General features: G+C 73.7%; 15 protein-coding genes. 1 reads left to right on the forward strand and 14 read right to left on the reverse strand.

The annotated features are described in order from the left end of the window. Positions 1 to 62: 62 nt before the first annotated feature. The 7 genes from trpM to hisI all read right to left on the reverse strand — a co-directional run bounded on the left by trpM (position 63) and on the right by hisI (position 4,767). Positions 63 to 218, reverse strand: a complete 156-nt coding sequence (trpM, locus tag ACIBI4_RS16950) for a tryptophan biosynthesis modulator TrpM (protein WP_399204665.1) — start codon at positions 216 to 218, stop codon at positions 63 to 65. 9 nt (positions 219 to 227) lie between these two features. Continuing rightward, positions 228 to 1,037, reverse strand: coding sequence for an indole-3-glycerol phosphate synthase TrpC (gene trpC, locus ACIBI4_RS16955; RefSeq protein ID WP_399204666.1), 810 nt, complete (start codon positions 1,035 to 1,037; stop codon positions 228 to 230). Between the two features lie 170 nt (positions 1,038 to 1,207). Then, a complete protein-coding gene (locus ACIBI4_RS16960) occupies positions 1,208 to 1,675 on the reverse strand; it encodes a DUF2752 domain-containing protein (RefSeq protein WP_399204667.1) in 468 nt (155 codons plus the stop codon). Positions 1,676 to 1,780: 105 nt separating this feature from the next. Then, positions 1,781 to 1,999, reverse strand: a complete 219-nt coding sequence (locus ACIBI4_RS16965) for an HGxxPAAW family protein (RefSeq protein ID WP_399204668.1) — start codon at positions 1,997 to 1,999, stop codon at positions 1,781 to 1,783. A gap of 165 nt (positions 2,000 to 2,164) precedes the next feature. Continuing rightward, positions 2,165 to 2,794 (reverse strand): TIGR02234 family membrane protein, encoded by a 630-nt coding sequence (locus tag ACIBI4_RS16970; RefSeq protein ID WP_399204669.1) that lies wholly within the window; start codon positions 2,792 to 2,794, stop codon positions 2,165 to 2,167. 7 nt (positions 2,795 to 2,801) lie between these two features. After that, positions 2,802 to 4,328: an anthranilate synthase component I gene (locus tag ACIBI4_RS16975; RefSeq protein WP_399204670.1), complete on the reverse strand. Its 1,527-nt coding sequence runs from the start codon at positions 4,326 to 4,328 to the stop codon at positions 2,802 to 2,804. A 70-nt stretch (positions 4,329 to 4,398) separates the two neighbouring features. Next, entirely contained in the window at positions 4,399 to 4,767 is a 369-nt protein-coding gene (gene hisI / locus ACIBI4_RS16980; RefSeq protein ID WP_399204671.1) for a phosphoribosyl-AMP cyclohydrolase, read from the reverse strand. 151 nt (positions 4,768 to 4,918) lie between these two features. On the opposite strand from hisI, the gene ACIBI4_RS16985 reads away from it, so the two are divergent. Continuing rightward, positions 4,919 to 5,554, forward strand: a complete 636-nt coding sequence (locus ACIBI4_RS16985) for a TIGR03085 family metal-binding protein (protein WP_399204672.1) — start codon at positions 4,919 to 4,921, stop codon at positions 5,552 to 5,554. Between the two features lie 16 nt (positions 5,555 to 5,570). On the opposite strand, the gene ACIBI4_RS16990 is transcribed toward ACIBI4_RS16985, so the two are convergent. The 7 genes from ACIBI4_RS16990 to ACIBI4_RS17020 form a co-directional block, all read right to left on the reverse strand. After that, positions 5,571 to 5,864: a hypothetical protein gene (locus ACIBI4_RS16990; RefSeq protein ID WP_399204673.1), complete on the reverse strand. Its 294-nt coding sequence runs from the start codon at positions 5,862 to 5,864 to the stop codon at positions 5,571 to 5,573. Then, the gene (locus ACIBI4_RS16995) at positions 5,861 to 6,418 is read right to left on the reverse strand and encodes an RNA polymerase sigma factor (RefSeq protein ID WP_399204674.1); all 558 of its coding nucleotides are present in this window, start codon (positions 6,416 to 6,418) and stop codon (positions 5,861 to 5,863) included. The genes ACIBI4_RS16990 and ACIBI4_RS16995 overlap by 4 nt, the downstream gene beginning before the upstream one ends. A gap of 211 nt (positions 6,419 to 6,629) precedes the next feature. Beyond that, on the reverse strand, positions 6,630 to 9,014 hold the full coding sequence (locus ACIBI4_RS17000) for a LuxR C-terminal-related transcriptional regulator (RefSeq protein WP_399204675.1): 2,385 nt from the start codon (positions 9,012 to 9,014) through the stop codon (positions 6,630 to 6,632). A gap of 55 nt (positions 9,015 to 9,069) precedes the next feature. After that, a complete protein-coding gene (locus ACIBI4_RS17005) occupies positions 9,070 to 9,930 on the reverse strand; it encodes an alpha/beta hydrolase family protein (RefSeq protein ID WP_399204826.1) in 861 nt (286 codons plus the stop codon). 249 nt (positions 9,931 to 10,179) lie between these two features. Next, on the reverse strand, positions 10,180 to 11,547 hold the full coding sequence (locus ACIBI4_RS17010; RefSeq protein ID WP_399204676.1) for an MFS transporter: 1,368 nt from the start codon (positions 11,545 to 11,547) through the stop codon (positions 10,180 to 10,182). Next, positions 11,544 to 12,131 carry an ArsR/SmtB family transcription factor gene (locus ACIBI4_RS17015; RefSeq protein WP_399204677.1) on the reverse strand — a complete coding sequence of 196 codons (588 nt, stop codon included), beginning with the start codon at positions 12,129 to 12,131 and terminating at the stop codon, positions 11,544 to 11,546. The genes ACIBI4_RS17010 and ACIBI4_RS17015 overlap by 4 nt, the downstream gene beginning before the upstream one ends. 49 nt (positions 12,132 to 12,180) lie before the next feature. Further along, entirely contained in the window at positions 12,181 to 13,431 is a 1,251-nt protein-coding gene (locus ACIBI4_RS17020) for an MFS transporter (protein ID WP_399204678.1), read from the reverse strand. Between the last annotated feature and the right edge of the window lie 7 nt (positions 13,432 to 13,438).

The following is a 13,438-nucleotide window of genomic DNA, read 5'->3' on the forward strand; positions in this document are numbered from 1 at the left end:
GATGGTCAGGGTACGGGGGAACGCCCGACCGCACGGCCACCCCGAAGGGCACCCGCTGTCGGCTACGGGCGGTGAGTCCGCCCGCGCCATCGCATCCCGTTGATCTGCCCGGGCTCCGCCCCGATCACGTACCGCACCCGACGCCCGTGCACACGACGCGCGGGCGCCCGGCAGCCGCGGGGGCGGCAGCCGGGTGCGAGGCGTCGGGCAATGGGCATGGTGGAGGGTCAGCCCCGTCCGTGGCGCAGGGCCGGGTGGGCGCCCGCGGCGACCAGGTCGACGACGGCGGCCCGCGGGTCCTTGCCGGTGACGAGGGACTCGCCGACGAGCACGGCGTCGGCGCCGTCGTTGGCGTACGCGATCAGGTCGTGCGGACCGCGGACACCGGACTCGGCGATCGTGACGATGTGGCCCGGGATCTCGGGGGCGACGCGCGAGAAGGTGCCGCGGTCGACCTTGAGGGTCTTCAGGTCGCGCGCATTGACCCCGATGATCTTCGCGCCGGCCTCGACCGCGCGCTCCACCTCGTCCTCGTCGTGCACCTCGACGAGCGGCGTGAGCCCGATGGACTCGGCACGCTCGATCAGCGAGACGAGGGCCTCCTGGTCGAGGGCCGCGACGATGAGGAGCACCAGGTCGGCGCCGTACGCACGGGCCTCCCAGAGCTGGTACGAGGTGACGATGAAGTCCTTGCGCAGGACCGGGATGTCCACCTTGGCGCGGACGGCCTCCAGGTCCGCGAGCGAGCCGCCGAAACGGCGCTCCTCGGTGAGCACGGAGATCACGGCGGCGCCGCCCGCCTCGTAGTCGGCGGCGAGCCCGGCCGGGTCCGCGATGGCGGCGAGCGCGCCCTTCGAGGGGCTGGAGCGCTTCACCTCGCAGATCACCTTGACGCTGTCGCCGCGCAGGGCCGCGACGCCGTCCTTGGCCTGGGGGGCCTTCGCCGCACGCTCCTTGAGCTCTTCGAGGCTGACGCGCGCCTGCCGTTCGGCAAGGTCCTCACGGACGCCTTCGATGATCTCGTCGAGCACACTCACGCGAGTGGTCCCCTTCCATAGTCCTGGGTGATGCCCCGGTCCGACCGTGCACAGGTCCGTGCACTGTTCCGAGGCTCACAACGATGGTATCCGCAGGAGAGCGAAGGCTCCGCATCCGGTTGACGCCGGTCCCAGTGGCTGGACACCGCGTGCCCGGCCGCGCCGCCGTGTCACGGATGCAGAAACGCCCCGAACGGCAGGTTGCGTACGACGGTGAACACGGCGAGCAGTGCGCCGAAGGCCCATGCGTACGACGAGCGGACCGTGAAGCCCGTGGGTCCGCCGTTCCACGCGCGCCGCACCCACAGGACGAACACGGACGCGGCGATCGCGAAGGCGATGACGGCCATGACGTTCGCGCCGAGCGCTCCCGTCACGTCGCCGTGCACGAGGGCGTGGACGCAGCGCAGGCCGCCGCAGCCGGGGCAGTACAGACCGGTCGCGGCCAGGAGCGGGCAGGTGGGGTAGTGCCCCGCCTCGTTCGGGTCGACGGCGCCGACGTACGCGACGGCCGCCGCGGTGGCGCCGAGCGTGCCGAGCGGCAGCAGCATCCGGCGGGCACGCGAGGCCGGACGGCGGGCGGGGGCCTGCGGGGTCCACTCCTGCGGGCCCGGCGGCGCGGTGCGTTCTGCGGTCACTCCCGCATTCTGCCCCGGCACGACGCGTCCCGCCCGGCCGGTGGTACGCCGGTGGGGCGGGACCCGTCGTACAGGTCCCGCCCCACCGGCGTACAAAGAAGAGGCTCAGCCCTCGCTGACGAGGATCTGACGCTTGGGCTTCTGGCCCATGCCCGCGGCGCGCATGGCACCGCCGATGACACCGCCGGCCGCGATGATGATCATGCCGGCCCAGAAGCCGACCGGGCTGCTCGCCACCATGAAGACGCCGGCCACGCAGAAGCCGACGAACGCGATGATCGAACCGACCCAGGCAGCCGGGGTGTGTCCGTGGTCATGGGCCATGACGTGCTCCTTGTTTCTTCGCCCCGCCGGTTGGTCCGCGGATTCTCGAACGCTTGGCTCCATTGTCGCGCATGGCAGGGCGTGCACTGCGCGCGGGCCCGGGATCGGTGTCGTACGGCGGCGAGCCGCGTGTCGTACGGTCGGCGGCAGGTCGCCGGCCGGTCGCTAGCCGGTCGGGTCCTCGCCGCGGTCGAGGGCCTTCCAGAGGTCCTCGGGGCGGTCCGGGTCGACGGTCTGCTTGCGGGTGCGGGGCCCTGAGCCCCGCTCGTAGCGTCCGCCCATCGCGGGCCAGCGGGAGCCGAAGCGCAGCGCGAGCAGGCCCGCGAGCAGCAGCAGCACTCCGCCCGCGCAGGCCACGTACGGCCAGGCGCTGTGGGTGACGGCGGCGATCTGCGCGCCGGCGTCACCGGTGACGCCGGCGGCCTTCTCGTCGAGGGCCGCGGTGTCCGAGGCGCCGAGCAGCCCGGCCGCCACGATGCCCGCGCCGCTCAGGGCGAGCAGCAGCGAGACGAGGACGCGGCCGGAGCGGCGTACGGCGAACACGGCGACGAGCGCGGCCAGACCGACTATGGCGAGGGCCGCGGGGACCCCGGTCACATCGCTGCCGCTGACGCTCTGGTGCAGCGCGCCGCCGACGGTCTGCGCCTCGCCCTCCGCCCAGGACTGGCGGGAGGCGATCAGGGCGACGGTCGCGCCGAGCGCGCCGAGCAGCAGGGCGGCGGCCAGGCTTCGGCGGCCGCCGGGCGTCCTGGCCTCGGAGTCCGGTGAGGTACGGGCCTTCGGTACTGCAGTCACAGCTCCACTATCCCTCACCGGCCGCCGCACCGTTCAGGCGGTTGGCCGTGTGGACCGCGCGGAGCACCGCCGCCGCCTTGTTCCGGCACTCCGTGTCCTCGGCGACGGGGTCCGAATCCGCGACGACACCGGCGCCGGCCTGCACGTATGCCACGCCGTCGCGGATCAGGGCGGTACGGATGGCGATGGCCGTGTCCGAGTCGCCGGCGAAGTCGAGGTAGCCGACGCAGCCGCCGTACAGGCCGCGGCGGCTCGGCTCCAGCTCGTCGATGATCTGCATCGCGCGCGGCTTGGGGGCGCCCGAGAGGGTGCCCGCGGGGAAGCAGGCGGTGAGCACGTCGAAGGCGCTGCGGCCCTCGGCGACCTCGCCGGTGACCGTCGAGACGATGTGCATCACGTGCGAGTAGCGCTCGATGGACATGAAGTCCACGACCTCGACGGTGCCGGGCGAGCAGACCCGTCCGAGGTCGTTGCGCCCGAGGTCCACCAGCATGAGGTGCTCGGCGCGCTCCTTGGCGTCGGCGAGCAGTTCGTCGGCGAGCGCCTGGTCCTCCTGCGGGGTTGCGCCGCGCGGCCGCGTGCCGGCGATGGGGTGGACCATCGCACGGCCGTCCTCGATCTTGACGAGGGCCTCCGGGGAGGAGCCCACGACGTCGAAGCCCTCGCCGTCCGCGCCGGAGAACCGGAACAGGTACATGTACGGGGACGGGTTGGTGGCGCGCAGCACGCGGTAGACGTCCAGCGCACTGGCCGTGCAGGCGGTCTGGAAGCGCTGCGAGGGCACGACCTGGAAGGCCTCGCCCGCGCGGATCCGCTCCTTGATGTCCTCGACGGCGTCCTGGTACTGCTCGCCCCCCCACAACGGCGCGTCGAACTGCGGGAGTTCGGAGGGCGGCAGGACGGCGGGCGGCTGGGCGACCGCGCGCGAGAGGTCGGCCTCCATCGCGTCGAGGCGGGCGACGGCGTCCGCGTAGGCCTCGTCGACGCCCGTGTCGAGGTCGTTGTGGTTGATGGCGTTGGCGATGAGGACGACGCTGCCGTCCCAGTGGTCGAGGACCGCGAGATCGCTCGCGAGCATCATCGTCAGCTCGGGCAGCTTCAGGTCGTCGCGCTCACCGGGCCCGATCTTCTCCAGCCGGCGCACGATGTCGTAGCCGAGGTAGCCGACCATGCCGCCGGACAGATGCGGCAGGCCCTCGGCGCCCGCGATGTCGTTCGGCGTGTGCAGCGCCTCGACGGTGGCGCGCAGCGCCTGCAGCGGGTCGCCGCCGGTGGGCACGCCGACGGGCGGGGTGCCCAGCCAGTGCGTACGGCCTTCGCGCTCGGTGAGGGTCGCGGCGCTGCGGACGCCGATGAAGGAGTACCGCGACCATGAGCGGCCGTTCTCGGCGGACTCCAGGAGGAAGGTGCCGGGGCGTTCGGCGGCGAGCTTGCGGTAGAGCCCGACCGGGGTGTCGCCGTCCGCGAGGAGGCGGCGGCTGACCGGGATCACCCGGCGGTCGGTGGCGAGCTTGCGGAACGTCTCTAGGTCCATGGGCGGTGACCTTAACCAGTCGGCTGTACGTCGGGCGGTACGTGCTTCGGTGCGTGCTTCGGTACGGGGATCAGGGCTGCGTGACCGGGAGCGCGCCGGAGTCGAAGCAGGTGCGGGTGCCGGTGTGGCAGGCGGGGCCGATCTGGTCGACCTTCACCAGGAGCGTGTCGGCGTCGCAGTCGAGCGCGACCTCCTTCACGTACTGGAAGTGACCGGACGTGTCGCCCTTGACCCAGTACTCCTGGCGGCTGCGCGACCAGTAGGTGCAGCGCCCCGTGGTCAGCGTGCGGTGCAGCGCCTCGTCGTCCATCCAGCCCAGCATCAGCACCTCACCGGTGTCGTACTGCTGGGCGATCGCCGGGACGAGCCCGTCGGGGCTGCGCTTGAGGCGGGCGGCGATCTCGGGGGCGAGGCTGCTGGGCGGGGGCGAGCTGGTCATGGGGACATTGTGCGCGATCGGGGTGAGCTCCCGGGCCGGTGTCCGGGTCGCGGACGGCGGTCGTACGCGGGCCGCCCGGGGCCCTGTACGGGGCCGCGGGCAGGGCCGCGTCCCATGGCAGTGGGGCCGGGGCGGACGTACCCTGGCCACCATGTCGACCCATGCCAAGCGTGAACGGCTGCTCCTCGCCGACCTGTTGGAGGCCGCGGGCCCCGAGGCGCCCACCCTGTGCGAGGGGTGGCAGACCCGGGATCTCGCCGCCCACGTCGTGGTGCGCGAGCGGCGCGCGGACGCGGCGGGCGGCATCCTCATCAAGGCGCTGCAGAACCGCCTGGAGAAGGTCATGGCGGAGTTCACGGCGAAGCCGTACGAGGAGCTGATCCAGCTCATCCGTACGGGTCCGCCGCGTTTCTCGCCGTACTCCCTCAAGCAGATCGACGAGGCGGCGAACGCCGTCGAGTTCTACGTCCACGCCGAGGACGTGCGCCGCGCCCAGGAGGACTGGTCGCCGCGCACGCTCGACGCGGTCTTCGCGAACACGCTCTGGTCCCGCCTGGAGAAGTCGGCCCGTGTCCTGGGCCGCAAGGCCCCCGTCGGCATGGTCCTGCGCCGCCCCGACGGACAGACGGTCGTCGCCCACCGGGGCACCCCGGTCGTCACGGTCACCGGCGAGCCGGGTGAGCTGACGATGTTCGTGTTCGGGCGGCAGGACTCGGCGAAGGTCGAGGTCGAGGGCGACAAGGAAGCGATCGAGCGGCTGCAGGGCGCCAAGCAGCTGGGGCTCTGAGCGCCCGGGGCACGCGTCAGCGCGTGAGCGTGCAGACGCCGTCCTCGCACCGGCGCCGCAGCCGCCCCCGCGACACGGTCTGCACGAGTCCGACCGCCCAGCAGGTGGGGCAGCCGCGGAACGCGACGAGCGCGGGCAGGGCGCCCAGCAGGGCGACGGGTCCGGCCACCGGCACCAGCGCGATCGAGCCGACGATCAGGCCGAGGCCCACGGCGCCGCGGGCGAGGTGGCGCGGGACGGACTTGCTCGCGTAGTCGCGCGGGGGTGCGGGCTTGGGCTCGGGCTCGGTGAGTGTGCTGGGCGGGTTCACGGCTGGACGTCTCCGTTCTCCAAGCTGTGTCTGAGGGTCGCGCGCGCCCGGTGCAGGCGGGATTTCATGGCCGCCGTGCTCAGTCCGAGCGTTTGGGCCACGGTCTTCCCCGGCAGCCCCTGCACGTCCCGCAGGACGAGGACCTGCCGCTGCTCGCGCGGCAGCGCGCGCACCGCGGCCGCGATCCGCTCGGCCTCCAGGCGGTGCAGGACCTCCTCCTCCGCCGAGAACTCCGGTACGGGTTCCGGTGCGGGCCGCTGCGCGCGGTCCGGTGCGGTGAGCGTACGCAGCTGCCGCAGGCACTCGTTGCGCACGATCCGGAACATCCACGAGGCGAGCGCGCCCGTGGCCCGCAGGGTGCCGATCTTCCGGTAGAGGATGATCAGCGCCTCCTGCGCGGCGTCCTCCGCGTCCTGCGGCGAGGCGCAGAGCGTGCGGGCGAACTTGCGGACGTGGGGCTGCGATTCCAGCACGACGGTGGTGAGCGCGGGCAGATCGCCGTCCTGGGCGGCCCGGATCAGCCGCTCGTCGGGCCAGCGGAAGCGCGGCTTCACCGCCGGCTCCGGTAACGCCGCACGAGATGCCAGGTGCATGCGCTCACCAGCAGGGCTCCGATCACGATGAGGGCCATGGTCATTCCGTACCTCTCCTTCGGTCCGGTCCGGCCCGTTCGGCCGGTACGGGGATGAGAGGCGGGCGGGTGCGGAAAGGATTCGCGTCGGCCGACACTTTCTTGCCTCGCCACCCCTGGGACGCTCCCCCGGCTCACGCGTCCGTCCGCGCGCCGTCGGCCCGTGCCACCGCGCGTGCGAGTTCCACACGGGAGCGGACGCCGAGGGCCGCGAAGACGTTGCGCAGGTGATGGTCGACGGTGCGCGGACTGACCGACAGGTGGCGTGCGACCTCCCGGTTGGTGGCTCCCTCGGCGACGAGGCGGGCGATCCTCAGCTGTTGCGGGGTCAACCCGTCGAGGGTTTCGGGCAGGTGAGGGGCCGCGGCCTCCCCGGTGGCCCGGAGTTCGGCGGCGGCCTGGGCGGCCCAGGCACCGGCGCCGCACCGCTCGAAGGCGATCAGTGCGTCCCGCAGCGCGTCGCGCGCCTTCGCGGGCCTGCGCGCGCGGCGCAGCCACTTCCCGTACAGGAGCGCGGTACGGGCCCGTTCGAAGGCCCCGTCAATGACGTCGTGCCGGGCGAGGGCCTCGGTGTAGTGAGCGGCCGTCTGCTCCGGATCGCCGTCGGCGCGCAGGAGCGCCCGGCAGCGCAGGAGCTGGGCGGGCGCCTGCGGGTCGTGTCCGGACCCCGCCCACCGCGCGAACTCCTCCACCACGTCGTCGACTTCGGCGGACCGTCCGGCGAGCACGGAGGCCTCGACGAAGCAGGGGACGGCGAGCATCCGTACGGCGAAATGCCCGCGGGCCCGGCCTTGCGCGAGCAGCGGATGCAGCCGGGCCGCCGCCTCCTGCGGGCGGCCGCGGGCCAGGTCGGCGCGGGCCCTGGCCCACTGGGCGAGCGTCTCGGTCTGGACGAGGCCGTGGCGTACGGCGGTCTCCTCGGCAGCTGCCGCGTAGCCGTCGACCGTACGGGCGTCCTGGTCGAGGGAGGCGACAAGGGCGAGGATCGCGTGGTGGTGCGCCAGGTCGTTGCGCCGTCCGGCGCGGCGGGCGCAGCGCACGCCTTCCTCGGCGTGAGCACGGGCGCGCGCGTGCCGCCCTGCGCGCAACTCCCCGTAGGCGAGCTGCTCCAGGGCCTTCGGCACCGCGGTGAGCCGGCCGCGGGCCCGGGCCACGGCCAGGGCCCGGCTGCCGAGCCGGCACGCGGCCTGCAGGTCCCCGACGACGAGGGCGGCGGCTCCCGCGCACAGCAGCAGGTCGGTGTCCTCCATGTCCCCCGCGTCCGCGCCCGTCTCCCGGACGGCCGCGACGACGTCGCGCAGCGTGCCGCGCCCGGCCTCGAACTCCCGGACATCCCCACTCAGTACGGCGTCCATACCGCGCAGATACGTACCCAAGGGGTCGTCTCCGCCAGGCCCGCCCGCGCTGTCGGCCATCGGGACCAGCGCCTCCCGGTACGCGACGGCGTCCCCCATCGCCCAGGAGGCCTCGGCCGCGGCGAGCCGGGCGCGCAGGGCCTGCCGCGGGTCGTACGGGGCGAGCAGCCGGGCGGCGAGGAGCAGCGAGGCGCGCGCGTCGGCCACCGGGCCTTCGCCCGACTCCAGGAGTCCGTGGACGAGTTCGGCCTGCCCGGTCACCTCGTCGGGCAGCACGAGCCGGCGTACGGGCCCGAGCAGCCGGGCCGCTTGTGCGGACCGTCCCGCGAGCCGGGCCCGCTCGGCCGCGGCGACGAGGCGCAGGGCGCGGGCCGCGCGGGTGAGGCTCGGTGGGCGCATGGGCGGGACCGGAGGGTTCGAGAGGTCCGTCGCGTGCGTCGCCGCAGCGCTGTCGGCGGTCCGGGGTGCACAGGTCTCGACGTCCCGGCCGTCGGCAGTCTGCGGCGCGCAGGCGTCGACATCGCGGCCGTCGTCCGTCGCGAGTCCCGCCGCCAGCTCCTGCAGCGCCAGAGGGTTTCCGTCCGCAGCGCTCACCAGGCGGGCGCGTACCTGTCCCGGCACCTGCCGTCCGGCGGTGAGCCGGTCCAGGTATGTGTGCGCCGCGTCGTCGTCCAGCGGGTGCAGGCGCAGCACGGGCAGGCCCTCGGGCACCGTGGCGGCTGCGCGGTGGGCGGCCACGGACAGGATCAGGGCGAGCGGGGCCGGGGCGGCGGCGAGCGACACGGCCAGGGCACACAGGGCCTGCCGCGGGCCCTGCGGCCACAGGTGCAGGTCGTCCACGCAGACAAGCAGCGGCCGCCCCTCTGCCGCCCGCAGCAAGGCGGTGCGCAAAGGGGCGGCCGGGAGCCCGCCGTAGAGGAGTCCGGACAGGTCCTCGCCGGGTCGGTGCGGCGGGACGGCGGGGGCGTAGTACGCCCGCCCGCCGGTGAACGTCGCGGCGAGGTTCCGCAGCAGTGCCGTACGCCCGAGCCCGGGTTCCGAGGTGAGGACGCGGGCACCTCCGCGGCCGGCCCGGAGCTGCACCAACTCCTGTGCACACCAGGCCAGTTCACGGCCTCTGCCGTACAGCGGGTCCACGGGTTCCGACCGGTCCGCAGGGGTCACCCGCTGCACGCTACTGCCGCGTAACCCCCTTCGGAACCCCGCCGTCCACGCCGGGTCAGCCCGAGTGGGGGCAGGTGCCCCGGTACTCCTCGATGGTCAGGCTCGGCCGCGGCAACGGGCACAGGAACTGTTCGTAGCGGGTGTCGTTGTCGATGAAGCGCTTCAGCCAGGAAATGCTGTACTTCGCGATGGTGGTGTTCGACGTGTTGGGCGTGAAGTGGCTCGCGCCGTTGAGCTCCAGATAGGCCTTGTCGAGCGAGCCGGGCAGGCTCTCGTAGAACGGCTCGGAGTGCGTGGCCACCGGGGCGATCGTGTCGCCGTCGGCGCCGATCACGAGTGTGGGTGTCTGGATCTCGGGCCAGCTCTTGTCGGTGTTCCAGCCGGTGAGGGGGATCGCCGCCTGGAGCGAGGGCCGGCTCTTGGCGGCCTCCAGGGTGCCGCCGCCGCCCATCGAGTGCCCCATGACGCCGAGCCGGCTCGCGTCGACGCGGCTGCGCACGGTGCTGCGCTGGGTCAAGTGGTCGAGTGCGGCCAGGAGTTGGCGGCCGCGGCTGTCGGGCTGGTCGAGGGTGGTGAGGGTGTCGATGGTGAACACCACGAAGCCCTGGGAGGCGAGGCGGGGCCCGAGCCAGGCGATGGAGGACTCGTACGCGGTGAAGCCCGGGGAGATGACCACGGCGCCGAACGTGCCGTCGCTCGTGGTGGTCGGGTAGTAGATGGTGCCGCCGCCGAACCCGGAGGCGCTCAGCGAGGACACGGAGGTCTGCGAGACGGCGTACGGGCCGCGGGCCGCCTCGATGCTGGACTCGGTGGGGGCCGGGCCGCGCTCGTACGGATTGTTGGCGCCGTGGGCCGTGACGGTCTGCGTGGTCAGCAGGGCGCCGGCGGCCAGGAGCGCGGCGACCGCGGCGCGCAGCGCGCGGGGGCGGGCGGTACGTGGTGTGGGGGCGGAGGCGAGGGGCGTGGTGCGGCCGGTGCGGCTCTCCTTGGTGACTTGCTGCACGACGGAGGGGTCCTCTCGTGGAAGGCCGAGCCGTACGGAGCAGGCGGCTCGGCGGCCCTGACCGCGGGCCGTGCCCGTTTCCGTACGACGCCACCTGGGTCAGTGACAGGCGCCACTGTCGCCGTGGAACCGGACCGGGTGCATCGGCGAAATCACCGGTGTTCAGGGCGCAACGAGAGGCTGCCGGGGCTCGGCCTGCGCGTTCGCGCCGGCGTCCGCCGCGGGGGTGCCGGGTGCAGGCGAGGAGCCCGCGGCCGGTGCGCCGCTCGCGTCGGGCAGCTCCGCCTTCCGGAGCGCCTTCGACGAGAGGCCGATCGCCGATCCGACCAGGATCAGACAGGCACTCGCCACGAAGACGGGCCGGGTGCCCCAGACCCCGATGGCGGCACCGACCACCGGGTAGCACAGGGGCGCGATCCCGAGGGCGAGCAACATGTACACCGATGTGACGCGGCCGATGTACGCGGGATCGGACTGGGTCTGCACGAGCGCACCGCTCAGTGCGCCGCACATGCCGCCGAGCAGTCCCACGAAGAGGCACGCGACCGCGGCGACCGGCGCCGAGGGCGCGAACGCGATGGCCGCGAGCGCCACGGCGCCGAAGATCTCCCCCACCGAACGCAGCAGCCCGGCCCGCGGCAGCCGCCCGCGCACCGCGAGCAGCAGGGACGCCGCACCGGCGCCGACTCCGAACGCGGAGATCGCCAGACCCATCCCCGACGCGCCCCACCCGCGCTCCTCCGCGAGGAGCACGAGCCCGATGTTGGCCGGCCCGGAGAACCCCAGTTCCGTGACCCCCATCGCGATGATCAGGGGGAACAGCACGCGGTGCCTGCGGATGTAGCGCAGCCCGGCCCGCAGCTGCCCCTTCTGCGGCCCCGCCCCCTCCACGCCGGTCCCGTCGTCCGGCGTCAGCTTCCGCACCCGTACGGCGATCAGCAGCACCAGCGACACACCGAACAGCGCGGCCGCGACGGCGAACGCGGCGGCCGAGCCGCCCACCGCCACCGCGAACCCGCCGAGCGGGCCGCCGGTGACCAGGGCGATCCGGCCGGCGAGGCCGCGCAGGCCCTGGACGCGGGCGAGTTGGGCCGGTCCGGTGATACGGGGCGGCAGGGCGCCGACCGCGGGCATGAACACCGCGTCCACCGCGCCGAAGACCAGCGCGATCACGGCGAGCAGCCAGATGCCGGGGTGTGCCGTCACCAGGAGTCCGGCGGCGACGAGGATCACCGCGAAGCGCACGGCGTCCGAGGCGATCACGACACGGCGCGGCCCGAGCCGGTCGGCGATCACACCCCCGTACAGCATGAGCAGGGCGCGCGGGACGGCGCTGATCGCGAGGACGAGCCCGGCCTGCGCGGCGCTGCCCGAGCGGGCGGCCGCCCAGGACAGGGCGATGAAGTAGACGGAGTCGCCGATCATCGAGGACCCGTAGGCCCCCAGCCAGCGCAGGACGTTGGGGTCGCGGTGGGCGGGGCGGTCGGCACCCGCGGCTGTGCGGTCGGCACCCGCGGCTATGGCGCTCACGGGCGGAAGGGGAAGCCGTAGAGGTGGACCGCGATCTGCTCGCGGCCCTCGGTCTCGCCGCTGTCGTCGGCGGCGCGGCTGATCCCGTCGTACTTGCGCAGCACGGCGTCCAACTCATCGCTCAACGCGCGCAGTTCGGGTGCGGTCAGCCGCGGCAGGTACTCGGAGTCGAAGGCGGCCTGGCGCCACTCGGCGCCCCAGGCGGCCTTCGCCTCCACGTACTGCGCGTACAGCTCGCCCCGCTGATCGTGGAAGAGCCGGGTGACCGACCGGTGCGCGGCCGCCTTCCCCGGGTCGTCGATGAAGTCCTCGTCGCTGATCCGCAGCGACTGCGCGGCCGGCTTCCACCAGCGCTCGCGGCCGTCGCCGCTCTGCGGTTCGGCCTCCTCGATGAGGCCGTGCTCGGCGAGCTTGCGCAGGTGGTAGCTGACGAGCGAGACCGCCTCGTCGACAGTCGCCGAGAGCTGCGAGGCGGTCGCGGTCCGCGCCGCGTACACCGCGCGGAAGAGCTTCATCCGCAGCGGGTGGCCGAGCGCCTTGAGCGTCTCGACGTCCGTGATCTGCCGTGCCTTCTTCTCTGCCATGCCTCCAAGGTAGATAGGAAAGAAAAGTTGCGCAACTAATCTTGCGCAATTATTCCTGCGCATCTCCCCCGGCCGCCGACACGGATACGGAGCCACGGCGCCGGCTCCCGGGCAGCTCCGCCCGCCACACCTCACGGGCGAACAGCGGCAGCAGCGAAGCGGCCATGCTGACCGAGCCGCCCACGACGAAGACGGCCCCCGCGCCCCAGACCCCGGCGGCCCAGCCGACCACGGGAAAGAACAGCGGGGTGACGCCCACCGCCGTGAACGCCATCACCGAGGAGACCCGGCCCAGATAGCCCGGGTCGGTGTTGGCCTGGATCAGGGTCGAGGAGAGCGAGCCGCACATCCCGCTCACGAGACCGGCCGCCAAGGCCATGCCCGCGGCGCCGCCGACGGTGGGCATGAGGCCGATGGCACCGATCGCGGCGGATGCCACGAGGAGGGTCACGGTCGCCCAGAGTCCGGCGCGCGGGAAGCGTCCGGCGACGGCGAGCGCCAGGGTGCTGACGCCCGCACCGAGGGCCATCGCCCCGAGCACGAAGCCGACCCCGGCGGGACTCCAGCCCTTCTGCTCGCCGAGCACCACGATGCCCACGGTGAGCGGCGGGCCGATCCCGACCTGGCTGATGCACCCGGACAGCACGAGCGGTCCGACCACGGGATGCCGCCGCACGTAGCCGAGACCGTCCCGCAACTCCCGCCATGCGCTTGCCCGTTGAACGCCACCGCCGCCGGCTTCGTCGTCCGGGCGCAGGGGCGCGATCCGTACGGCGACCAGGAGCACCAGTGACAACGCGAACAACGCGCCCGCCGCGGCGAAGGCCGCCTCCGGGCCGCCCACCCCGAGGGCGAACCCGGCCACGGGCGGACCGGCCAGCCTGCCGACACGGTCCACGAAGGCCTTGAAGCCGAGCAGCCGCATCAGTTCGCCCTGCCCGGTGATCCGCGCGGGCAGCGCACCGACCGCGGGCATGAACAGGGCGTCCACGACGCCGAAGAGCAGCGCGACCGTGATGAGGAGCCAGAGGCCCGGCGCGGTCAGCCAGAGCGCGGCCGCGGCGGCGAGGATCAGGAGGCAGCGGACCGCGTCCGACCCGATGAGCACCTTCCGCGGCCCGAAGCGGTCGGCGATCACTCCCCCGCCGAGCATCAACAGGGCCCGGGGCACGGCCCCGACGGCCATCACCACACCCACCTGCGTGGGCCCGCCGACCTGGGCGGCGCCCCAGCCGAGGGCGAGGAAGTACACGCTGTCGCCGACCATGGAGGCGGTGTAGGCGCTCAGCCAGCGCAGCACATTGGGA

The sequence above is a fragment of the Streptomyces sp. NPDC050418 genome (genome assembly GCF_044458745.1).
Taxonomy (GTDB): Bacteria; Actinomycetota; Actinomycetes; order Streptomycetales; family Streptomycetaceae; genus Streptomyces.

Coding starts and splice junctions, on each gene's coding strand:
- trpM (WP_399204665.1), bottom strand. CDS start 218: ATGCCCATTGCCCGACGCCTCGCACCCGGCTGCCGCCCCCGCGGCTGC.
- ACIBI4_RS16965 (WP_399204668.1), bottom strand. CDS start 1,999: ATGGCCCATGACCACGGACACACCCCGGCTGCCTGGGTCGGTTCGATC.
- ACIBI4_RS16975 (WP_399204670.1), bottom strand. CDS start 4,328: ATGGACCTAGAGACGTTCCGCAAGCTCGCCACCGACCGCCGGGTGATC.
- hisI (WP_399204671.1), bottom strand. CDS start 4,767: ATGACCAGCTCGCCCCCGCCCAGCAGCCTCGCCCCCGAGATCGCCGCC.
- ACIBI4_RS16985 (WP_399204672.1), top strand. CDS start 4,919: ATGTCGACCCATGCCAAGCGTGAACGGCTGCTCCTCGCCGACCTGTTG.
- ACIBI4_RS17015 (WP_399204677.1), bottom strand. CDS start 12,131: ATGGCAGAGAAGAAGGCACGGCAGATCACGGACGTCGAGACGCTCAAG.